Raw genomic sequence first — 22,571 nt, 5'->3', positions numbered from 1 at the left:
AGCCAGCGTGGCCCGTTCGTCTATCGGTTAGGACGCCAGGTTTTCAACCTGGAAAGAGGGGTTCGATTCCCCTACGGGCTACCATTTGTGCTTGCGTCACTACCAAGTGGCCCGTTCGTCTATCGGTTAGGACGCCAGGTTTTCAACCTGGAAAGAGGGGTTCGATTCCCCTACGGGCTACCATTTTCTTATTCAACATCAACAAGCTACCGGAAAAGTCTCCCTGCGCGCGATTTCGGATTGATTATGCCTTGATGGTGCAGCCTAGAGGAAATACCGTCCTGCTTGTCAGCCGTGCATCTGGTCCTAAGAGATCCGTATACACGCAGGGAACCCTCAGTGTAAGCTTCTCAGGCCCCACCGGGGGTTCTTTTTGATCTAAGGCAGTTTCGCTTTCTGCTCTCACGAAGTGTTATCTACTGAAGAGCTAAATTAGTCAGTTAAAAAATAATGAGATACTTTGTCGAGCAGCTTGTTCCCTCTGAGGTATTGTTGAAGCAGGGGGTTTACCTTCAAACTTGTGCTCACATCGAGTTGTGCACGTGGCGAATTGTTCAGATGGTCGATGGAATTGACCCTTCGTCCCGCGCTCAAATTGAGGAATTTGTTCGCCTAAAGCTAAACACCAGAAACATAGTTGCCAGACTCAGGCAATCGGCCGTTAAGTGCTACGCTCCGTTAGGGATACGACTACTTCTGTTAGCTGAGCGTATTCATTCAGGATTGCCAAACCGAAACATGGCTGCCCACGGCGCATGGAAACTTCATGCTTCAGGCCAAATGGAAATTGAGCATTATTTCATCAACAAGGCCAAAGAACTGCGTTATGTTTCAGAGAGGTTCGGAGATCGCGCTATAGAAGCCGCTCTAGAAGACGCAGACTTAATCTTGAGAGAAGCTATCCAACTGCATGAAGCGTTTGTTTCTCGAAACCTCAAGTATGTCTCGTTCACCGCCAACAATAGTTCTCAGGTTAAAACGACTAAATCGAACGCGTCAGCAGTACAGCATCTGGTTTCTCCCGTGCGAAACCAAACTCAAGTTGGATCACAAAACTTACTAAGGACATCAACCGCGTTGTCCCACGCATTTCGTTTAAGTCTGGGAAGCGGTAAGGGTTAGGCTCTCACAAAAAAGCTGCAAGCAGAGCATTTTGCAATTGGTCAGCCTTGGGAACTACTAAAAAACTACGCTACCCCCTTCGGGCTATCATTTCACCTGATCACACTCCGAACTTTTCTCGGCACAGGTTTTCGATCTTTTGCCAGGTGGATTTGTATTCGGGTGTGTTTTCTGCCGCGTAGTGAAAGTTTTTCATCAGCCCGGTCAGCTGCGTGAACACCTGCCTCACTTCGGCTTTGTCCGAGAAGACCGCTTTGGATTGCGTCACATCGTACACAAGCTTGAACGTCTTTATCTGCCGTTCAAGCGGCACTGTCGCATCGACTGTGTCAAATGCGTCCTGTTGCAAGTAGACCATATCGACGAACAAGGCTTTCTGTTGGGTTACAAAGTCGTCAATTGTGACGCCCTCTTCCCCAGTGACCTGCATCATCTGATCGACCTGTTCGCCTTTTTCGATCAGGGCCAACAGGGTGCGCACTTTGGCTGTCCAACCCTGCTCGGCGTTCCTGTCATACCAGTCGGACAATTGGTCGGTATACCGAGACCAGCTGAGCATTGGATCGACCGCTGGATAAAACCGCTTGTAGGCGCGTTCGGATGACAACCCGAGGAAACACTTGACCGTCGACAAGGTTGACTGGGTTACCGGCTCGTCAAAATTGCCGCCAGCAGGCGAAACCGTTCCGATCAGCGTCAGGCTGCCAAGATCGCCGTCATTCGTTTTCAGCGCCCCGGCGCGTTCGTACAAACCCTTGATCGAGCTTTCCAGATAGGCCGGGAACCCCTCTTCGCCCGGGATCTCTTCGAGCTTGCCAGAGGTCTCGCGCATGGCTTGCGCCCACCGGCTGGTGCTGTCGGCGATCAACAAGACATCATTGCCCATCTGGCGGTAGTATTCCCCCAACGTGATCCCGGTGAAGATCGACGCCTCGCGCGCGGCAACCGGCATGGAGGACGTGTTGCAGATGATGATCGTCCGATCCATCAGGCTGCCACCGGTGGTTGGATCGGTCATCTTCGGAAATTCCTCGATGGTCTCGACCACCTCACCTGCACGTTCGCCGCAGGCCACGACGATCACGATATCAACCTTCGCATTCCGTGCGATCAGGTTTTGCAGCACGGTCTTGCCCGCACCGAACGGCCCGGGAATACAGGCGGTGCCGCCGCGTGCAATCGGAAAGAACGTGTCGATCAGCCGTTGCGACGTCAGAACCGGTTCCGTGGGATACAACCGCTCGGACAGTGCGCGCTTCAGGATGTTTTCCGGCAATGGTCGCCGAACCGGCCATTTCTGCGAAAGCGTTAGCGTATGCTCGCCACCGTCTTCGTCTTCCAGTCGGGCCACGATGTCATGGATCGTGGCCGCGCCTTTTTGCACCCAGACCACCTTGTACGCACCGGTCCAGTTGAACGGCAGCATGATCTTGTGGCTGAAATGGCCTTCGGGCACCGTTCCGATGCTGTCCCCGGCAGTGACCGTATCGCCCACCTTCACCGACGGCGTAAAGGACCATTTCGCATGTTCATCCAAGGGCGCGACATCTGCGCCGCGCGGCAAGAAGGTTCCAAATTCGGCGGCCACCTTGGGCAAAGGCGATTGCAACCCGTCAAACACCTGCCCCAGCAGCCCCGGACCAAGCTCTACCGACAAAAGCTGACCTGATTGCTCCACCGGGTCGTCAACCGCCACCCCATCAGTGCTTTCATAGACCTGAACGTCCGCCATATCCCCACGTACGCGCAGCACTTCGCCTTTGAGCCTTTCCTGACGCCCACCGGGGCCGGAACGCGAAGGCAATATGTAAACCACTTCGTTTTTGACCAGTTGACCGGGGTGGCCGGTCGTGTCCGAATTGGCTTGTATCCGCACAAGCCCTTCCTGAACCAGGACGACACGTGCGGTCGATGAGTGTTTGGCTGAGATTGGGGCTGTCATGCGCTTGCTCCCTCAAAATCGACATCAGCGAAGTCGGCCATGGCCTGTTGTGCCAGTTTCTCAAATCTCTTGGCGGCTTCCGCAGCGCTGCTTTGCGCCCAGCGGTCGAAGATGTTCCAGATCAGAACGTAGATGGCGACCGCCTCGAAATCGAACATGTGACGAGCCGCGTGCCGCTTGAGCTGCTTGTGGCTTATCGACAAAAGCAGACGTTCCAGACCCAGCGGATCTTCGTTTTCCAGCAATTGGGTTGCCTCTTTGATCCAGGGCATGAGCCGTTCCAACCGAAAGCTGGGATCACCCCAATTGGCGGGGATGTGGCGGCTCCATCGTCCGACTCCGAATGGGCCTGAAGGCGCTGGTTCTCCGCGTTTTCTCAATCGCAATGCCGCAACCACCGAGCGCAGTTCCATGCGTTCCATGAAGAGTTTGCGCAAGGTGGGCTGAGGGATGTCCTCCATCGCTTGTTTGCAGCGCTGGATCGCCTGAGCGTCGGAGACATCCATGTCGTAGGCGCTCCAGCTCAACGTGTGCTCGAGGATCTTCAGAACTTTGCTGTCCTCAGGTGTCAAAGCCGTCAATCGACGGTCCAGCCTGATACGTGACAGGGGCGGCTGCTTGGCAACGAACAACCGTTCCGAACCCGGAAGGCTGCACATCAACGCGATATAGGCGTCCTGCTTTGACATCTCAGCGGATGACCCCTTCCAGAACGGCACGGAACCGGGGCTGCAAATGCTCCATCAACAGCGATGCCACCGCCTTATCCGTAAGGTCCAGAACAACACCCTGATCTTCTGCGCGAACGCGGATGCCTTCCTGCACGTCATCGGCTGCGTGCAACTCGACATTCTCGCGCAGCATCTTCGCAGTCAGCCCAAGAACATATTTTGTCAGCTTGCCGGATTGAATGTCATCGGCGTTTTGCTTGATGTCTTCCTGCGTGGCGACCCGGGCAGGAAGAACGACGGAAACCCTGCCATTCAAATTTGCACCTTCCCCGGCCCGGCCTACCACCTCGAGGATCATCTGCCTCAGAAGCTCGGGATCGGACATCTCTTTGGTTACAAGGCGTTCGACATCTGCCTTGAAGCGATCCGTCAGACCCGCCTTCATGGTCAGCACGGCATCCCGCATCGCGGTGTTCAATGCTTCTTCGCCGGCAGCCCTGTAATTGTCTGTCTCCGTGCGGGCTTTCTTTTTCAACTCCTCGGCTTCGCGCTTTGCCTCTGCCACGATGCGCGCGGCTTCGGTTTTTGCTTCTGCGCGCAACTTCTCGGCTTCGGCCTGACCAGCGGCAACCCCATCGTTGCGCAATTTGTCGATCAGCGCGTCAACCCCATGCGCAATCGTTCTGTCTTGTGCCATCAGCTGATCCCCGCACTGATGACCAACGCAAACACGAAGGCAAAAACACCAAACCCTTCGATGATTGCGGCAGGGGCCAGAGCAAGGCCAAAAATCTCGGGCTTTTCCTTGGTCGCATTGATCGCAGCCGCACAGGCCCGACCCTGCCAGATGCCGCAATACATCAGCGCGATACCCGACAGGATGCCGATCCCGAACAGACCGCCCGCGTTTTCAGGTGTCACGTCGCGGTTCAGGGTAAACATGATGACGATCCCATAGATGACCATCGTTGAGGGAAACGCGGATACACCCACGAAACGGCCATAGCCGCCCTCGGTTTCCGTCATGGCCCCGATACTGGCCATACCGGCGATCGAACACCCAATAGCGCTGGCTGCAGCCCCCAACGCCATTGGCGCATAAATACCCAGCCAACCCAGTGTAAGAACAAGCTCATTCATTCCTGAACCTCCTTGCGGGCAAATGGACGAAAGATGATGCCTTCATCCGGCAGACCCCATTTAAAGAATTCGATGTAATTGAGACGCAAGCCGTGCACGACGCCGCTCATCATCGCGAGCGCGAAGTTCAAAACATGACCTATGATCAATATCAGCAGCCCAAACAGAATGCCCGGCCCCCTAAGGGCCTGCATGACCGACACCGCCAGATCATTGAACGTGATCGCCAGCGAGGCCGAAGCAAGGCCCAACGCGAAAAGACGCATGTAGCTGAGAACATCCCCAAACGCGCCCATCGCCCCGGCAAGGCTTTGAAACCCTTCGAGCAAACGCCAGATCCAGTCCATCGGCCGCTGGATGACCCGCTCGCTGGAAAACAGGACAATCGGCACGATGCCGGCGCTCAGGATAGCTGCGCCCGGCACCGGCGACTTGCCGTTCATGTAGCCGAGCCAAAGGGCAAACCCGCCGATCAGGGCCGCAATCCAGCCCAAATTGGCAACCGCCATGCGTTGCCCCCACGCTGCGCGAGCCGCAAGTGCGTTGGCCAGGACAAGGTGTATAACGCCAACGACGATCGAGACCATCATCATCGCGCCGAAATCGTTCAAATCCAGCACCTTGAGCCTTGCCCAAATCGAGCCCGCAGCCGGTGATACCCCAAAATAGCTGCCCACCATGACCCCGTAAAATATCGTAACAGCCGAGATGATCAGGCCGAACAGACGCCAGGATCTTTGACCAGCGGTGCGGTCCATCCGTCTCCAAAAGGCCAGCACCGCCAGCAGGATGACGGCGCCGTACCCGGCATCCGCCACGATCATGGCAAAGAAGATTGCGAAGGACGCCGAGACGATGACGCTGGGGTCCCAGTCCTGATATCCGGGCACCTGATAGAACAGCGCCAGATCGACAGCGGCCCTGCGGTTCTCGGGCTGCTCCAGCAAGGTCGGAGGCGCGTCGCCCGACCCCGGATCTTCAATCAGGACGGCTGAACCCTTGGCGTTTGCCATGGCAAGAACAGCATCCACCTGATCCACGGGAACCCACCCCTGCAAAGCAAACACTGCCTCTTCGTCGCGCACTTTCTGCGTTGCATGGGCAAGCTCGGCGGCACTTTCGGCGACGGACAGGTTCCGGCGCATCAATGTCAGATAGCGCGTCAGCGCCACGCGTTCGGCTTCCAACGCCTCGAGGGCGATCTCGGCCTCTTCCAACTGGGCCACAAGCTCGTGTACCGGCAGCGAACCGACATGGGTTCGCGGAACAGGAAGAACACCATCATCGGGTTCGTCAGGTGAAATCAGAACGGCATACAGGTACCGGTGGTCTTCCTCCAATATCGCCCAGGGGAATCTGACCTCGGACAATGCATCCCGGTGCTTCAGCGGCAGCTGATAGAACCACAGCCTGTTGCCAGCCAGCGCATCGGTCGGCGGAAAATCCAAATCCCCCCAAGGTCGCACCTGGGCGATGCGATGCGCCAGAAAGTCACGCCGGTCCATTGTATCCCGAACGCGCTGCATGAGGTCGGTCACCTCGCGCACGAAACGATCCATGTCGAAATCAGACGCACGCTGGACCTGGCGACGCGGGTCAGGCACTTCTGCAAGGAAACGCAATGCCTTATACGCCTCTCTTGCACCGCGCTCACTGATCTTTTCCGGCTCTTTCGGTGTGGGAACAAGCGGCAAAACATGCATGCAGCCTAGGGCCTGAAGCGCCTCAAGCGATTCCGCCTTTCGGGCAGCAGGCCCGATCAGAGACATCTTTTTCAGTCGCGCAACGCTCATGTCAAAGCCTCCTGCGCGTGTTTGCGTTTCGAGATCTTCGACCGCACGACGGCCTGCATCTGTTCGTCGCTCAGGTAGATGCGGATCTTCTTGATGTTGGCCTTGGCGCGCGGGATCAGAACCTTTTCGAACAAGTTGACCCGCTGGGTGATGGTGGCCACCGCCTTGTCGAAGATGCGAACGCGTTCTTCGGCAATCTTCACCCGCACCCGCGCTTCGATGACGTCGTGCAGCAAAAGCGCAGCGGCATCGACCCAATGGGGCTTGGCCAAAACGGAATATGGGCGCACCGCCACTTCGATCCGATCAAGGTCAGGCAGTTTGACCCCCACCACATTGACCTCTTTGACCTTGTAGTCCTTGAGCGTGACCAGCCCATCCAGAGCGACACCCTGCTGGGCCAGCATCGGCAGCTTTTCACCAACCTGCCGCACCAGCGCCTGCACCTTTTGCTCGAGGCGGTCGACCTCTTCCCGGGCCCGGACCCGTTCAGCCATCAACTGTTGTCGCTTCAGGTCCAGCGACGGCAGGAACCGCTCGTAGCTTTTCAGCTGTGTCTGCTCGCGCGCAAGCGACGATTTATTCAGCTGCAACCGCGCCATTGGCATCCTTCGGGAAATACTTGTCGATCAATGCCTGCTTCATCAGCAACTGTTCCGGCGCAAAGCACTCTGCAAGTGTCTTCCAACCCAGATCCAGCGCCTCTTCCAGCGGGATCGAAACATTGATGTCCATGAACCGCGAGCGGAACAGGCCGCCGAATTTCAGCAATTGGTGATCATAGTCTGACAGGTCGAAGGCCATCGCCTGTTTTTGCGCGGCATCGCGGCTTTCAGAATAGAAACGGATCATCGTGTTCATGATCTGCCCATGATCTTCGCGGGTGGTCTTGCCGATCACGTTCTGCTTGAGGCGCGACAGGCTGCCGAACGGATCGATCACGCCGGAATGCAGATAGAACTGCCCTTCAGTGATATAGCCGGTGTTGTCAGGCACCGGGTGGGTCACGTCGTTTCCGGGCATGGTCGTGACGGTCAGAACCGTGACCGACCCGCCTTTGGCATAGTCACAGGCTTTTTCGTATCGGCGCGCAAGCTGCGAATACAGGTCCCCCATATAGCCGCGCTGAGATGGCACCCTCTCCTGACTGATGCCAACCTCTTTCATCGCGTCAGCATAGGCGGTCATGTCCGTCAGCAGGACCAGCACGCGTTTGCCCTCTTCCACAGCAAACTTCTCGGCCACTGCCAATGCCATGTCCGGCACCAGAAGACGTTCCACCAAAGGATCCATCGCCTGATTGACGAACATGACGGTACGCGAAAACACACCCGCATCTTCGAACGAGGTGCGAAACGTGTGGTAGTCGTCAAAAATCAGCCCCAGCCCGCCAAAGATCACGATATCTGCATCGGCCTGAATACCGATTCGGCTGAGGAAAGCGTTGAATGGCTCGCCTGAAACCGAGAAGATCGGAATTTTCTGGCTCTCGACCAATGTGTTGAACACGTCGATCATCGGCACATCCGTGCGGATCATTCTGTTTGGAACCGCGCGTTCCGCCGGATTGACAGTGGGTCCGCCAATATCGATATGCGGTTCCGCAGACAGGTCGGGGCCTCCATCAATGGCCACACCGGCACCATCAAAAACGCGGCCCAGAATGTTGGCCGAATAAGGTGTCTGCATCGGGTGACCGAGAAAGGTTGCCGTTGCTTCGGTCGATATGCCCTTGGTGCCGGAAAACACCTGCAACGTGACGACATCCCGGTCGATGAAGATCGTCTGGGCCAGTGTTTTTCGGCCATCCACCGTCTCGATCACGGCGAGGTCGTTGAACCGGACAGCCGGCTCTCCTTTGTTCTGGATCGGAACCCGAACCTTGATTGTGTCCCCGACGATTTCCAGAACACGCGTGTACTTCAACAGACTTCGGGACATTGCCTATCCTCACTGTTCCAAGTCGTTTTTCGTAATTCGCGCCGCACGTCTCAGCGGTAATTTTTGCAATGACAATCCTAGCTTACAACGAATTCACAAATTGGCAAACGAGTTCAGCGCCACCTCTTCCGGGATGCCTGAACGTCAATTACTAAATTTTTAGTTTGACACATACGCAAGAAATCGCTGATGCTGTCCGTCATCCGGTTTCCGCCGGAGAACCATAATTTTTGGGAGGAGACAGATGCGGAGACATCTACTTTCCGCAGTGGCGGCGGCTGCCGTCATTGCGGGGCACGGTCCTGCTTGGGCCGACGAAGCCGCAGCACAACGTTGGATCGACGACGAATTCCAGCCATCGACCTTGTCGAAAGACGAACAGATGGCCGAGATGCAGTGGTTCATCGAAGCTGCACAGCCTTACGCAGGTATGGAAATCAACGTCCTGTCCGAAGGTATCCCGACACATTCCTACGAATCCGAGGTGCTGACCAAGGCGTTCGAGGAAATCACCGGCATCAAGGTCAACCACCAGATTCTGGGTGAAGGTGAGGTGGTTCAGGCCGTTCAAACCCAAATGCAAACGGGTCGGAACCTGTATGACGGCTATGTCAACGACAGTGACCTGATCGGCACCCATTCGCGTTTGCAGCTGGCCTATCCGCTGACGGACATGATGGGCGGTGACTGGGCCGCGACGACTTCGCCGACGCTGGATCTGGATGACTTCATGGGCATTCAGTTCACCACCGGACCGGACGGCAAGCTGTATCAGCTGCCCGATCAGCAGTTTGCGAACCTTTACTGGTTCCGCAAGGACTGGTTTGATGATGAGGCGAACAAAGCCGCGTTCAAAGAAAAGTACGGCTATGATCTGGGCGTTCCGGTCAACTGGTCCGCGTATGAAGATATCGCCGAGTTCTTCACCAATGATGTGAAAGAAGTCGATGGTACCACGATCTACGGCCACATGGATTACGGCAAGCGCGCGCCCGACCTCGGATGGCGCATGACCGATGCCTGGCTGTCGATGGCCGGTGCCGGCGACAAGGGCGAACCGAACGGTGTGCCTGTCGACGAATGGGGCATCCGCATGGAAGCGGGCACCTGTAACCCTGTTGGCGCTTCGGTGTCGCGCGGTGGTGCTGCAAACGGTCCGGCCGCGGTCTATGCGATCCGGAAATGGGACGAATGGCTGCGGGCCTATGCGCCTCCGGGTGCCGCGTCTTATGACTTCTACCAGTCACTGCCGGCACTTAGCCAGGGCAACGTGGCCCAGCAGATCTTCTGGTACACGGCCTTCACCGCCGACATGGTCAAGCCGAAGTCCGAAGGCAACAACACCGTGGATGACGAAGGCACGCCGCTGTGGCGGATGGCGCCCAGCCCGCACGGCCCCTATTGGGAAGAAGGCCAGAAGGTTGGCTACCAAGACGTGGGCTCCTGGACGTTCCTCAAATCGACCCCCTCGGATCGTGCCCAGGCAGCCTGGCTTTATGCCCAGTTCGTGACCTCCAAAACTGTCGACGTGAAGAAGTCCCATGTGGGTCTGACCTTCATCCGCGACAGCTCGGTCAACCACGAGTCGTTCACCGAACGCGCGCCCAAGCTGGGTGGTCTGGTCGAGTTCTACCGCTCACCTGACCGCGTGGCATGGTCGCCGACCGGCATCAACGTGCCGGACTATCCGAAGCTGGCCCAGATCTGGTGGCAGCAGATCGGTGACGTGAACTCGGGCGCCTTCACCCCACAAGAGGCGATGGATCGTCTGGCCGAAGAGATGGACATCACTATGGCCCGGATGCAGGCCGCTGATGAAAGCGCCGGTGTCTACGGCGGCTGTGGTCCGCGCCTGAACGAGCCGCAGGACCCATCTTTCTGGCTGGAAAAGCCGGGCTCGCCCAAGGCCAAGCTTGAGAACGAAAAGCCGCAGGGCCAGACCGTCAACTATGACGAACTGGTTCAGCGCTGGCAGTCAAAGTAAGCCGTTGAAACCCGGGGGTGCCGCGTCAGGCACCCCCACCTCAAGACCAGTGCATTGCACTGAAGGACCGGAACCCACGGACATGATCGAACTTCAAGACGCGACTAAAAGGGTCGGCAACGTCATCCATATCAAGCCCACAAACCTGACCCTTCAGACAGGCCACTTCAACGTGCTGCTGGGCGCGACGGGCTCGGGCAAGACCTCTCTGATCAAGATAATGGCCGGGCTGGACCCGATCGCCTCGGGCAAGGTCCTGATGGATGGGCAGGACGTCACGCGGCTGAATACGCAGAAGCGAAAAATCAGCCTCGTGCACCAGTTCTTCGTGAACTACCCGCATATGACCGTATTCGACAACATCGCCTCGCCCCTGCGCGTGGCAGGCATGGCGCAATCCGAGATCGAAGGCCGCGTAGAAGAGGCCGCCGACCTGCTGCAACTGCGCCCGATGCTGCACCGCCGCCCGCACGAACTGTCGGGGGGGCAACAACAACGTACCGCGCTGGCGCGTGCCATTGCCAAAGAAAGCCGCGCCGTGTTCCTTGACGAACCGCTGGCCAACCTCGACTACAAACTGCGTGAAGAACTGCGCGAGCAGCTGCCCGACCTGTTCGCAGGTCGCGGGGCCGTGGTGGTCTATGCCACGTCCGAGCCTGAAGAGGCGCTGCTGCTGGGCGGCTACACCGCCCTGATGGAAGATGGCCGCGTGACCCAGTTCGGGCCAACCGCTGACATCTATCGCAACCCCGAGAACATCGCCGCCGCGCGGGTCTTTTCAGACCCCCCGATCAATGTCGCACGCATCACCGTTTCCGCTGCCCAGGCGCAACTGGCCGGTGGAGGTGGCTGGGCCGTCACCGACATGGCCGACGGAGATTACATGGTCGCGGTGCGGCCGCATCGTGTGACGCCGTTCCGTACGTCTGACGCGGACGTGGAACTGACCGGCCGCGTGATCGTGACCGAGCTTTCGGGTTCGGATTCCAGCGCGCATTTCCAGCATGGCGAGGACGCCTGGGTGTCGCTGGCCGCCGGAGTCCATCCCTATCAGGTGGGCGAGGACCACACATTCTTCATGAACCCGGTCCATTGCCGGTATTTCGGCCAAGACGGCAAAAGGGTGGCCTGACATGGCACAGATCAAACTTTCGAACCTCCGCCACAGCTACATGCCGTCGCCAAAAGGCCCCGAGGATTATGCGCTGAAGGAAATCGACGTGACCTGGCGTGATGGCGGGGCCTATGCCCTGCTGGGCCCGTCGGGCTGCGGCAAGTCCACGCTGCTGAACATCATCTCGGGCCTGCTGACCCCGTCCGAAGGGCAGATCCTGTTCGACGACCGTGACGTGACCGCTCTGCCCCCTGATCAGCGCAACATCGCACAGGTGTTCCAGTTTCCGGTGATTTACGACACGATGACCGTGGGCGAAAACCTGGCCTTTCCGTTGAAGAACCGCGGCGTCGATCCGGCGACGATCAAGCGCCGCGTCGATGCGATCGCCGAGATGCTGGATGTCACCGACATGCTGAACACCCGTGCCAGCGGCCTCAGCCCGGACAACAAGCAGAAAATCTCGATGGGTCGCGGCCTGGTCCGCGACGACGTAAACGCGGTGATGTTCGATGAACCTCTGACCGTGATTGACCCGCATCTGAAATGGAAGCTGCGGTCCAAGCTGAAAGAACTGCACCAGCGCGTCAAGGCGACGATGATCTACGTCACCCACGACCAGACCGAGGCCCTGACCTTCGCGGACGAGGTCGTGGTGATGCAAGAGGGCGAAGTGGTGCAGATCGGCACCCCGGTCGAATTATTCGAGCGCCCGCAGCACACGTTCGTGGGCCATTTCATCGGCTCGCCCGGTATGAACGTGCTGCCTTGCGAGGCGCGCGGCGACCGCGCCCTGTTCGAAGGGCACGAAATCATGCTGGAAGGTCCCATTCACGGTGATGGCGGCCGTACCGATCTGGGCATTCGCCCGGAATATGTCGGCTTGGGCGAGACCGGCATCCCGGCGCATGTGACCAAGGTTTCCGACATCGGTCGCCACTTTGTGGTCAGCGCGATGGTCGGCAATACCGCCCTCAAGGCCGTGACCGAACACAGCGTGCCCGAACCCGGATCACAGGTTTTCCTGCAATTCAAACCCGAACAATCCCGCGTCTACCGCGACGGCTGGATCGCAACCGAGGAGCGGGCCCAATGAGAACAGAAAATCAAAAAGCGTGGTTCTTTGTCCTGCCCGTGCTGGCACTGGTCGCGTTCAACGCGCTGGTGCCGATGATGACGGTAGTCAACTATTCGGTGCAGGAAACCTTTGGCAACAACCAGTTTTTCTGGGAAGGCCTGGGTTGGTTCGAACAGATCCTGCGGTCGGACCGGTTTCAGGCCGCACTTGGACGACAGTTCCTGTTTACTTTCCTGATCCTGATCATCGAAGTGCCTCTTGGCATCATCGTGGCCCTGTCGATGCCGCGCAAAGGTTTCTGGGTGCCTGTCTGCCTGGTGCTGATGGCCCTGCCGATGCTGATCCCGTGGAACGTCGTTGGGTCCATGTGGAACATCTTCACCCTGCCCAAAATCGGTCTGTTGGGATATTTCCTGAATGACGTTCTGGGCATCAACTATGACATGACGCAACAGCCGCTTTCGGCCTGGATCACCGTCATCGTTATGGATGTCTGGCACTGGACGTCGCTGGTCGTGTTGCTGTGCTATGCAGGCCTCGTGTCGATCCCGGACGCCTACTATCAGGCGGCCAAGATCGACGGCGCAAGCCCATGGTCGGTGTTCCGCTACATCCAGCTGCCCAAGATGAAGACGGTTCTGACGATCGCGGTCCTGCTGCGGTTCATGGACAGTTTCAACATCTATACCGAGCCGTTCGTGCTGACCGGCGGTGGGCCCGGCAACTCGACCACCCTGCTGTCGATCGACCTTGTGAAAATCGCGCTGGGGCAGTTCGACCTTGGCCCTGCGGCTGCGATGAGCCTGATCTATTTCGCCATCACGCTGCTGGTTTCGTGGCTCTTCTACACCCTCATGACAAAGGATGACGCGCAATGAAGAAGCGGTCTCTCATCCCGATCCTCTATATCGCGTTCCTGATGCTGCCGATCTATTGGCTGGTGGCGATGTCCTTCAAGACAACGAACGAGATCCTGTCGGGTTTTTCCCTGTTCCCCCAGACTTTTACGCTGGAGAATTACATCACCATCTTCACGGACCCGACGTGGTATTGGGGCTATATCAACTCGATCACCTATGTGACGTTGAACACGGTGCTGTCGGTCAGCGTCGCCTTGCCCGCTGCCTATGCGTTCTCTCGCTATCGGTTTTTGGGCGACAAGCAGCTGTTCTTCTGGCTGCTGACCAACCGGATGGCCCCGGCAGCGGTCTTCGCCTTGCCGTTCTTTCAGCTGTATTCTTCGATCGGCCTGTTCGACACGCATCTGGCTGTGGCACTGGCGCATACATTGTTCAACGTGCCGCTGGCAGTTTGGATTTTGGAAGGCTTCATGCGCGGCATTCCAAAAGAGCTGGATGAAACCGCCTATGTCGACGGCTATTCCTTCCCGCGTTTCTTCGTGACGATCTTCCTGCCCAATATCAAAGCGGGCGTCGGCGTGGCGGCTTTCTTCTGCTTCATGTTCTCGTGGGTGGAAATGCTGCTGGCCAAGACCCTGACCGCGGTCGAGGCCAAACCCATCGCCGCCGTGATGACCCGCACCGCATCCAGCGCGGGCTATGAATTGGGCCTGCTGGCCGCCGCCGGCACCCTGACCATCATCCCCGGCGCCATCGTCATCTGGTTTGTCCGCAACTACATCGCGCGTGGTTTCGCGATGGGACGTGTGTGAGGTTCGATATGCGTAAACTTCTTCTCACCCTTCTTTTCCTGCCTTCCACGACCTTTGCCCAGCAGGCCGGATGGGGCAGTGTCGGCCAGCAAGAGGAAAAAGGTTTTTCCTGGACTGCGCCACTCTGGCCCGATTTCTGGATGGCCTGGACCCCGGCGACACTTGCCGTATTTGTCGGCATCTTTTCGGCCATCGCGCTGATTGGCGTTCTTGAGGGCTTCAAGTATCGCGATGGCATAGAACGGCGCGGTGTACTGGGGCTGACAACCACATTGGGCGATCGGCTTTTCATCACCCTTCTGGGGTCCGCCTATATCTTCCTCGCATGGCTGGGCATTGTCGGGCAGCCGGTATGGACACCTCTTTTCCTGTCTATCGGCTGGGGCGTTTTTGTGTTCTGGAAAGTTTAGACTTTGAGAAATCGCGAAAGGATGCTTGTCTGGCAGGCATACTAAACATGACAACACCGAGATCGATGCGAAAGAAAAAGACAACAAATCTGCTGACCGAGGTTGAACTGGAGTTCATGAACGAGCTCTGGGCCCTCGGGCAAGGCTCGGTGCGAGATGTCCTGGACCGCCTGCCTTCGGAACGCAATCTGGCCTATACATCCGGTGCCACGATCCTGCGTATCCTAGACGAGAAAGGTTTTGTGGAAAGCCGCAAGACAGGAAAGACCCTGATCTATACGCCGCTTCTGGAAAAGGACAGGTATCAGGCCCGGTCTCTGCAAAACCTGTCCCGCACTCTGTTTGACGACACACCCGCCACACTGGTGGCCCGGCTTGTCGATGATGCGGGGCTGAGCGAAGCCGACCTGGAGGAAATTCGAGCACTGGTAGAAAGGAGACTGCAAAATGACAGCGGTTAGACCGGTTCTCGACACATTTATCGAACTCAACATCGTGCTGGCCTTGTCAGCCGTCATCTGGCTGGCGGCCCGCGCAGCCCTGACCCGAACAGCCCTGCGCCACAGCTATGTCGCGCAGTTGCGTGCGCTCAAGGCGCTGTGCGTGTGCGTACTGATCAGCCCGTTTCTTGCGTTCGGCGTGTCATCATTCGCCTCTTATGCATGGCCGGGCAGCGCCATGGCGCTTGGCGACATCGCCGTTGCCGCCTATCTGCGCGGCGATATCGCCATGCCCGCCACCCAGTTCGAGGCCTTGCTGAACACCCGTGAACGGTGGGTGGATCTTGCGTTGTCGGGGCAACAGCCGGTGATCACTGCCCTTGTGACGCTGCTTGTTTTGGTCGCCGCCGTGTTTGCGGCCCGTGCTCTGCGGGACGCGGCGATGATCCGTCAGACAGTCAAATCCAGCTTTCTTTGGCGGCAGTCGGCCAAGGTTGACATCCGTCTTTCGGATCGCATCACCGTTCCGTTCGCCGTGCGCGGATTGCGCCGTCGCCATGTCGTTCTGCCAAGCCACCTGCTGGATACCCCGCACGAACTGCGCTTTGCGTTGGCGCACGAGCTTCAGCATGTTCGCGCGGGTGACGTGGAATGGGAACTGGGCTTTGAAATGCTGCGCCCGCTGTTGTTCTGGAACCCAGCCTATTTGATGCTCAAATATCAGTTCGGCCGCTTGCGTGAACTGGCATGTGACCAGTCCGTGGTGGCCCGCAAACGGATCGATGCGCGCGAATACACGGCTTGCCTGCTGGATTATTGCGCGCGTACGATCTCGGCAAACAATCCTCGCGTTCTGAATGTTGCGTTTGTGACGGGCGGCAAGGCCAAGCGCGTGCTGCGTCAGCGCGTGCTTGCATTGACCGATGCACAGCCGGCGGTGCCTACCCTGCCCGCTCTGTTCCTGGGGATGGCATTGACCTTCGCCACCCTTCTTGCGTTGGGGTCTGCGTCGATCCAGCAAACGCAAGATTGGAGCCATGACCGCCTGATGCTGTCAACCGTGGTCAATCTGGAACGGCTGGAAGCGCGCAATCAGGGGAACTGATCCGACCTGATCACCAGCCGCGACGCCCGAACAGCGAATGAAGCCGACCCTGATCTGAAAAAGGCTCGAGCGCTTGCGAGCGCTCCAACCGCGCCACGACCCGCGCGACCATAACCCAGCCTATGACTGCAAAGATGACGCCTCCAAACGCCTGCCCAAGCAGAACGCCGGATGCGCCGGCGATCTGTGAACCAATCGTCGCGAAAACCCAAGTGCCGATAGTGTGACGACCCCAGTTTATCCATGTGGAATAGACCGGATGCCCCAGATTGTTGAAGCTGGCATTTGTCACGAAGATCACGCCATTGAAGAACGAAGCCAAAGCCAACGGGCCGCAGAACAGATAGATCAGACTGCGGGTTTCGCCCTCGGCAGCAAACAGATCCGCAATCGGTGCGCGCAGCAAAAACAAAATGGCCGACATGCAAACGACATAAAGGGCCGTGAACTTGATCCCTGCCAGAAAGGCAGCACGCACGCGATCGAACTTTTCGGCCCCGAAATTCTGCCCGATGATTGGCCCTATCGCGCCGGACAGAGCGAAGATAACCGAAAACGCCACCGGCAAAAGGCGCCCGATCACCGCCATGCCCGCAACCGCGTCCGTTCCATATTGCGCGATTTCCCGCACCACGATGGCATTCCCGATCGGCGTGGCGACATTCGTCAGAACAGCAGGAATTGCTATTGCCCGCACGGGGCGCAAATCCTGTCCCACTTGCTTCAGTGAAGGGCGTGCAAATCCCCGATGCACCCGCAGCGCGGGCCACAATGCCGCCCCCAACATGCACAGCCGCGCCAGGACCGAGGCGATTGCGGCCCCATCCAGCCCCAACCCGACAGCAAAGATCAAGATCGGATCCAGAACAGCATTCACCACACCGCCATAAATCGTTGCCATCATCGACCGTCGCGCATCGCCGTGGGCGCGCAGCACCGCCATTGCCGCCATCGCAATCGACATCACGCACATGGTGGGAAGGATGATCGACACATAACGCGTCGCCAGCCTCAGAACCTCTCCTTCCGCACCAAGCAAGGACAGCAGGTAGCTGAGGTTAAACAAGACCAGTCCCGAGGTCGTCAGCCCGGCAATCAGACCAATAACGGCCACGCTGGACGCGTAGTGTCTTGCCTGTTCAGCCCGCCCGGCCCCGAGTTCGCGCGCAACCAGCGCCCCGGCGGAAATCGACAATCCGATATTAATCGCGTTGGTGAAAAACAGCAGCGTACCGGCATAGCCCACCGCCGCCGCAAGCGCATCGTTGCCCAACATCGAGATGAAGATCATATCGACAAAGTCGACGGCAAAAATGGCCATCAGGCCAATGCTGGTGGTCAATGACATGCGTGTCACATGCAGCATCAGACTGCCGCTCAGAAACACCGCTTTGCTTGCCGATTGATCCGCCAAAACCCTGCTCGCCCCACTTGTTCGACCCCGACGGGCCTTTGATGCCGTTGCGCCCAGCAAAGGAAAGCCCCGGCCAACGCTGAAGCAAACTCACGCGTTTCCGGGGCATTTTACACAAGTTATTTTCAGGACCGGCTAGAACCCACGGGGATCAGACAAAACGGTTCACGTAGTTCTCGAGGATTTCCTGACGCCCCGAGCGCGGATCTGGATTGAGACCCTCGGCCAGCACCCGCGCTGCAATCTCATCAAGACCAGAGGTCAGCATTGCCTGCGCCTCGGGCGTATTCCAGCCCGCGTACCGATCAGCCAGCGCCTGTTCCAATCCACCATCTTCGATCATCGCTGCCGCTGCTTTCAGGCCCCGGGCACAGATATCCATACCGCCCACATGCGCGGCGATCAGATCTTCGGCATCGATCGACTGCCTGCGCAGCTTGGCGTCGAAATTGGTGCCGCCAGTGGTAAACCCACCCGCCTTCAGGATGTGGTAATAGGCCAGCGCAACCTCGGGGGTGTTGTTGGGGAACTGATCCGTATCCCAACCCGATTGATAATCGTTTCGGTTCATGTCGATGGAGCCCAGCATCCCCTCGGCCGCGGCTACGGCAATCTCATGTTCAAAACTGTGCCCCGCCAGGATCGCGTGCCCCTGTTCGAGGTTCAGTTTGACCTCATTCTCAAGCCCATATTTGCGCAGGAAACCAATGCAGGTCGCGGCATCGAAATCATATTGGTGCTTTGATGGCTCCTGCGGTTTGGGTTCGACGAGGATCGCACCTTTGAACCCGATCTTGTGCTTGTACTCGACCACCATGTTCAGAAACCGGCCCATATGATCCAGCTCGGTTTTCATGTCGGTGTTGAGCAGCGTCTCGTACCCTTCGCGCCCACCCCACAGCACATAGTTTTCTCCGCCCAGCTTGTGGGTGGCATCCATGCAGGATTTCACCGTGGCGGCAGCAAAGGCAAAGACGTCGGGGTCGGAGTTGGTGCTGGCACCGCCCATCCAGCGGCGATGGCTGAACATGTTGGCCGTACCCCACAACAGCTTGGTGCCGGATGCCTGCATCTTTTCACCAATATAGTCGGTGATCTCGTTCAACGTGCGCAGATTGTCGGCGAAGTTCCCCTGCTCTGGACGGATATCGGCATCATGCCAGCAGAAATAGGGCTGTCCCAGAATCTGGAACATCTCGAACGCGATATCGGCCTTCATCTTGGCGCGGCCCATGTCATCCTGTGGGTGCCAGGGGCGCTCGAAAGTGGGGCCGCCAAACGGATCTCCGCCCTCCCACGCGAAGGAATGCCACCACGCCACGGCAAAACGCAGGTGATCCTCCATGCGCTTGCCCAAGATAATCTCGTCCGGGTTGTAGTGACGGAATGCGAGCGGGTTCTTGCTGTCCTCGCCTTCAAATTGGACTTCTTCAATTCCCTGAAAAAAACCGCTCGTCATTTCGCTTACCTCATTCCGTCTTTTCGCCGGGCTTTTTGCCCAGAATGATCATCGACAACAGATCGTCATCGGTGACGTCTGCGATATCGACTGTTCCAACCAATTGCCCGTTCTTCATGACCGAGGCCCGATCACACAGCTCCATCACCGCGTGTACATCATGGTCGATCAGGAAAATCCCGATCCCCTGCGCCTTGAGCTGTTGGATCAGGTCCGCCACCATCTGTGTCTCGTGCGGGCCAAGTGCGGCCGTGGGCTCGTCCATGATCAGGATACGCGCGTTGAAATACACCGCCCGTGCAATGGCCACCGATTGCCGCTGACCGCCCGACAGGGCCGAGACCGGATCATTGAACTTCTGAAAGTTCGGGTTCAGTTGCGCCATGATCTTGCGGCATTCCGCCTCCATCGCGGCGTCGTTGACCAGGCCAAAGGGCGTCACCATTTCGCGGCCCAGAAACAGGTTCGAACTTGCATCCAGGTTGTCCGCCAGTGCCAGCGTCTGATAGATCGTCTCGATATTGTTGGCGCGCGCGTCGCGGGGGTTGTTGATCTCGACCTTCTTGCCGTCGATCAGGATTTCGCCATGGTCCATCTGATAGGCGCCCGAAAGAACCTTGATCAGGGTGGATTTGCCGGCCCCGTTGTGGCCCAGAAGGCCCACGACCTCGCCCGGGTAGAGATCGACCGACACATGGTCTACCGCCTTGATACCCCCGAAAGAAATCGAGATATCGCGCATTTCCACCAGCGGAGGCTGGCCCGATCCGCGACCCGAAGCCCGGTTTTGTGTTTCTTGTGCTTGCATCATTTCGCCCCCAGACGTTTGCGATAGACGATGTCGATATAGACGGCCAGAACCAGGACGGTGCCGACGACGATGTTCTGAAACGGCGCGTCAACGCCGACCATGGCCATGCCCGATTGCAGCGCCTGCATGATCAGCGCGCCGAGGATTGCGCCGTAGATCGTTCCGATGCCGCCGGACAGCGCCGTTCCACCGATCACGGCGGCGGCAATCACGCGCAGTTCATCCAGCGTTCCGATATCGTTCGAGTGGTTGGCCAGACGGGCCGAGGCCACAACCGCCGACAGTGCACAGAGAAACCCCATCAGGGCAAAGATCTTGACGGTCATCAAACGGGTGTTGATGCCAGACAATTCGGCTGCATCCGGGTTGCCGCCAGTTGCAAAGATATAGCGTCCAAAGCGGGTTTTGCGGGCCACGACGGTCAGCGTCACCGCCACAATGATCAGGATCAGGACCGAAATCGGGATACCGTATCCCACAACCAGCCCTTCCGGCATGGTCTCGCCGCGCGCTTCGAACATACGTTCCAGACGGCGCGTCGGGATGGCATAGCTGTTGACGATCAAGACATAACCCATAATGGCGGTGCCAATGATCCCGGCCAGCGTTGTTTCAGCCCAGACCGGCTTTACAGGGAATCCATGAGCGGCTTTGGACCGGCGGCCGCTCCACAACGCCCAGATCGCAACAGCCGTGGCGGCAAGGCCGAACAGGAGGCTGACGGTTGTTCCCAAGGTTCCGTTTGTCCCCCCAAACATCAGAAACGTGCTGTCCAGCGGGCCGATCGTCTGTCCGTCGGTCATGTACCAGGCAACGTTGCGCCAGACCAGAAAACCGCCAAGCGTCACGATAAAAGCTGGGATGGTCAGATACCCTACCATCCAACCGTGGAATGCACCGATCAATGTGCCCACCACAAGGCCAACCACCAATGTGATCGCCCAGGTCGCCGGGTGGTTCAAACCCATTCCCAGTACGTTGGGCAACAGCTCGGTCTGGGTCATCGCCATCACGGCAGATGTGGTCGCCAGCAGCGCCCCAACCGACAGGTCAATGTGGCGCATGACGATAATGAACACCATGCCGCAGGCCATGATCGCAACCGAGACGGTCTGGATCGACAGGTTGAACAGGTTTCTGGGCGTCAGAAAGCGGCCATCTGTCACGATGTTGAAGCCAATGCACAGGATGATGAAGGCGCCGATCATGCCCAATAGCCGCATATCCAGTTCCAGTTGCTGAAACAGGTTGGCCTTCGCTTTTTGGGGTACCGGCTGAGACGAAGTTTCGGTCATATCCGATCTTTCATGTTCAGCTATGATCTCTGGCCCACCCTTGCGGGCCAGAGATATTTTGGTTGGAACTTGGTTTAGTTACAGGGTGCAGGGCCGTTTTCGACGCCCTGACACAGGTCTTCCAACGGAATCCAGCCAGCATCGACCACGACGGACAGGTTGTCTTTGGTGATCGGTACAGGCGCAAGGAAGACCGAGTTCATCTCGGTTCCGCCGGGCGAAGTCCATTTGATGGCACCTTCAATGTCCTCGGGGCTTGTTCCATTGCTCAACGCAACTGCAATTTCACCGGCAGCTTTGCCAAGCTCACGCGCATCTTTCCAGACAGAAACGGTCTGCGTACCCTTGGCAACCCGGTTCAGCGCCGCGTGATCGCCATCCTGACCCGAGACCGGAATGCCTTCCATGCCCTGCGCGGTCAGTGCTGCAACAACGCCGCCGGCAGTACCGTCATTCGAGGCCACGACGGCATCGACGTTGTTTTCATTCGCGGTCAGGATCTGTTCCATGTTGCGCTGTGCGTTCGCAGGCAACCAACCGTCGGTATAAGCTTCACCCACGATGACGATATCGCCGCTGTCAACGGCGGCCTGGATGATCTCTTGCTGACCGCCGCGCAGGAAATCCGCGTTCGGATCCGTGGGCGAGCCCTTGATCATCACATAGTTGCCTTTCGGCATCGCCTCGAACACCGCGCGGGCCTGCATGCGGCCGACTTCAACGTTATCGAATGTCAGATAGAAGGCACGGTCATCTTCGATCAGACGGTCATACGCGATGACCGGAATGCCTTCGTCAGCCGCCGCCTGCACTGCCGGGCCGATGGCCTGGGAATCCTGCGCCAGGATGATCAGCGCATCAACGCCCTGGGCGATCAGACTTTCAATATCCGACAATTGCTTGGCAGAAGAAGATTGGGCATCCGACGAGATGTATTCCGCACCGCCCGCTTCCAGTGCAGCCTTGATCGCCGCTTCGTCGGTCTTCCAACGCTCTTCCTGGAAATTCGACCAGCTTACGCCGACCGTGGGCTCTGCGAATGCAGCTGTCCCCATCAGGACCGCCACGACAGAGGCGCTGAGAATTCGTTTCATGATTTCCTCCCGGTTTCATTGAGCCATCGTTTCATGATTCGTGGCCCCGATAATTCTGAGTAGCATATTTATTTCAGTCGGTAAAA

21 protein-coding genes and 2 tRNA genes are annotated in these 22,571 nt (G+C 57.9%); 11 read left to right on the top strand and 12 right to left on the bottom strand.

All coding sequences use genetic code 11. The features are described 5' to 3' along the window. The first annotated feature begins 9 nt into the window (after window positions 1–9). From GOW09_RS15565 to GOW09_RS15555, 3 genes are all read left to right on the top strand, one after another. Window positions 10–84 (top strand) — tRNA-Glu (locus GOW09_RS15565). Between the two features lie 24 nt (window positions 85–108). Beyond that, window positions 109–183, top strand: a tRNA-Glu gene (locus GOW09_RS15560). A 555-nt stretch (window positions 184–738) separates the two neighbouring features. Next, on the top strand, window positions 739–1,122 hold the full coding sequence (locus GOW09_RS15555) for a hypothetical protein (protein WP_171119516.1): 384 nt from the start codon (window positions 739–741) through the stop codon (window positions 1,120–1,122). A gap of 100 nt (window positions 1,123–1,222) precedes the next feature. Here GOW09_RS15555 and GOW09_RS15550 read toward each other — a convergent pair whose 3' ends face one another. From GOW09_RS15550 to GOW09_RS15520, 7 genes are read right to left on the bottom strand one after another with little or no spacing between them, the layout of a single operon-like run. Beyond that, window positions 1,223–3,064, bottom strand: a complete 1,842-nt coding sequence (locus GOW09_RS15550) for a V-type ATP synthase subunit A (protein ID WP_171119515.1) — start codon at window positions 3,062–3,064, stop codon at window positions 1,223–1,225. Further along, complete coding sequence (locus tag GOW09_RS15545) at window positions 3,061–3,753, bottom strand: hypothetical protein (RefSeq protein WP_171119514.1); 693 nt, start codon at window positions 3,751–3,753, stop codon at window positions 3,061–3,063. Before GOW09_RS15545 ends, GOW09_RS15550 begins: the two co-directional genes overlap by 4 nt. Before the next feature lies 1 nt (window position 3,754). Then, window positions 3,755–4,432: a hypothetical protein gene (locus GOW09_RS15540; RefSeq protein WP_171119513.1), complete on the bottom strand. Its 678-nt coding sequence runs from the start codon at window positions 4,430–4,432 to the stop codon at window positions 3,755–3,757. Then, complete coding sequence (locus tag GOW09_RS15535; RefSeq protein WP_152457528.1) at window positions 4,432–4,875, bottom strand: ATP synthase subunit C; 444 nt, start codon at window positions 4,873–4,875, stop codon at window positions 4,432–4,434. Before GOW09_RS15535 ends, GOW09_RS15540 begins: the two co-directional genes overlap by 1 nt. Then, the gene (locus GOW09_RS15530; RefSeq protein ID WP_171119512.1) at window positions 4,872–6,668 is read right to left on the bottom strand and encodes a V-type ATP synthase subunit I; all 1,797 of its coding nucleotides are present in this window, start codon (window positions 6,666–6,668) and stop codon (window positions 4,872–4,874) included. The genes GOW09_RS15535 and GOW09_RS15530 overlap by 4 nt, the downstream gene beginning before the upstream one ends. After that, window positions 6,665–7,270 (bottom strand): V-type ATP synthase subunit D, encoded by a 606-nt coding sequence (locus tag GOW09_RS15525; RefSeq protein WP_171119511.1) that lies wholly within the window; start codon window positions 7,268–7,270, stop codon window positions 6,665–6,667. Before GOW09_RS15525 ends, GOW09_RS15530 begins: the two co-directional genes overlap by 4 nt. Beyond that, window positions 7,248–8,609 (bottom strand): V-type ATP synthase subunit B, encoded by a 1,362-nt coding sequence (locus tag GOW09_RS15520; RefSeq protein WP_171119510.1) that lies wholly within the window; start codon window positions 8,607–8,609, stop codon window positions 7,248–7,250. Before GOW09_RS15520 ends, GOW09_RS15525 begins: the two co-directional genes overlap by 23 nt. Window positions 8,610–8,853: 244 nt before the next feature. On the opposite strand from GOW09_RS15520, the gene GOW09_RS15515 reads away from it, so the two are divergent. The 8 genes from GOW09_RS15515 to GOW09_RS15480 all read left to right on the top strand — a co-directional run bounded on the left by GOW09_RS15515 (window position 8,854) and on the right by GOW09_RS15480 (window position 16,412). Then, window positions 8,854–10,593 carry an ABC transporter substrate-binding protein gene (locus tag GOW09_RS15515; protein WP_152457524.1) on the top strand — a complete coding sequence of 580 codons (1,740 nt, stop codon included), beginning with the start codon at window positions 8,854–8,856 and terminating at the stop codon, window positions 10,591–10,593. Window positions 10,594–10,675: 82 nt separating this feature from the next. Further along, a complete protein-coding gene (locus GOW09_RS15510) occupies window positions 10,676–11,725 on the top strand; it encodes an ABC transporter ATP-binding protein (protein ID WP_171119509.1) in 1,050 nt (349 codons plus the stop codon). A 1-nt stretch (window position 11,726) separates the two neighbouring features. Next, entirely contained in the window at window positions 11,727–12,803 is a 1,077-nt protein-coding gene (locus GOW09_RS15505; RefSeq protein ID WP_171119508.1) for an ABC transporter ATP-binding protein, read from the top strand. Further along, the gene (locus GOW09_RS15500; protein WP_152457521.1) at window positions 12,800–13,663 is read left to right on the top strand and encodes a carbohydrate ABC transporter permease; all 864 of its coding nucleotides are present in this window, start codon (window positions 12,800–12,802) and stop codon (window positions 13,661–13,663) included. Before GOW09_RS15505 ends, GOW09_RS15500 begins: the two co-directional genes overlap by 4 nt. After that, window positions 13,660–14,457, top strand: a complete 798-nt coding sequence (locus tag GOW09_RS15495) for a carbohydrate ABC transporter permease (protein WP_152457520.1) — start codon at window positions 13,660–13,662, stop codon at window positions 14,455–14,457. The genes GOW09_RS15500 and GOW09_RS15495 overlap by 4 nt, the downstream gene beginning before the upstream one ends. 8 nt (window positions 14,458–14,465) lie before the next feature. Then, the gene (locus tag GOW09_RS15490) at window positions 14,466–14,867 is read left to right on the top strand and encodes a DUF2160 domain-containing protein (protein WP_171119507.1); all 402 of its coding nucleotides are present in this window, start codon (window positions 14,466–14,468) and stop codon (window positions 14,865–14,867) included. Between the two features lie 65 nt (window positions 14,868–14,932). After that, window positions 14,933–15,328, top strand: a complete 396-nt coding sequence (locus GOW09_RS15485; RefSeq protein ID WP_170346648.1) for a BlaI/MecI/CopY family transcriptional regulator — start codon at window positions 14,933–14,935, stop codon at window positions 15,326–15,328. Continuing rightward, window positions 15,315–16,412, top strand: coding sequence for a M56 family metallopeptidase (locus GOW09_RS15480; RefSeq protein WP_171119506.1), 1,098 nt, complete (start codon window positions 15,315–15,317; stop codon window positions 16,410–16,412). The genes GOW09_RS15485 and GOW09_RS15480 overlap by 14 nt, the downstream gene beginning before the upstream one ends. Before the next feature lie 10 nt (window positions 16,413–16,422). On the opposite strand, the gene GOW09_RS15475 is transcribed toward GOW09_RS15480, so the two are convergent. From GOW09_RS15475 to xylF, 5 genes are all read right to left on the bottom strand, one after another. Beyond that, window positions 16,423–17,778 carry an MATE family efflux transporter gene (locus tag GOW09_RS15475; protein ID WP_171119618.1) on the bottom strand — a complete coding sequence of 452 codons (1,356 nt, stop codon included), beginning with the start codon at window positions 17,776–17,778 and terminating at the stop codon, window positions 16,423–16,425. 199 nt (window positions 17,779–17,977) lie between these two features. Beyond that, the gene (gene xylA / locus GOW09_RS15470; RefSeq protein WP_171119505.1) at window positions 17,978–19,285 is read right to left on the bottom strand and encodes a xylose isomerase; all 1,308 of its coding nucleotides are present in this window, start codon (window positions 19,283–19,285) and stop codon (window positions 17,978–17,980) included. Window positions 19,286–19,295: 10 nt separating this feature from the next. Beyond that, window positions 19,296–20,093, bottom strand: coding sequence for an ATP-binding cassette domain-containing protein (locus GOW09_RS15465; protein WP_171119504.1), 798 nt, complete (start codon window positions 20,091–20,093; stop codon window positions 19,296–19,298). Further along, window positions 20,093–21,391, bottom strand: a complete 1,299-nt coding sequence (locus tag GOW09_RS15460) for a sugar ABC transporter permease (RefSeq protein ID WP_171119503.1) — start codon at window positions 21,389–21,391, stop codon at window positions 20,093–20,095. Before GOW09_RS15460 ends, GOW09_RS15465 begins: the two co-directional genes overlap by 1 nt. 74 nt (window positions 21,392–21,465) lie before the next feature. Continuing rightward, window positions 21,466–22,485, bottom strand: coding sequence for a D-xylose ABC transporter substrate-binding protein (gene xylF, locus GOW09_RS15455; RefSeq protein WP_152457515.1), 1,020 nt, complete (start codon window positions 22,483–22,485; stop codon window positions 21,466–21,468). Window positions 22,486–22,571: the final 86 nt, after the last annotated feature.

Origin of the sequence: Ruegeria sp. HKCCA5463 (assembly GCF_013034175.1) — a bacterium.
Taxonomy (GTDB): domain Bacteria; phylum Pseudomonadota; class Alphaproteobacteria; order Rhodobacterales; family Rhodobacteraceae; genus Ruegeria.
Note: the sequence above shows the minus strand (reverse complement) of the source record. Positions and strands in the feature narration are given on the sequence as shown.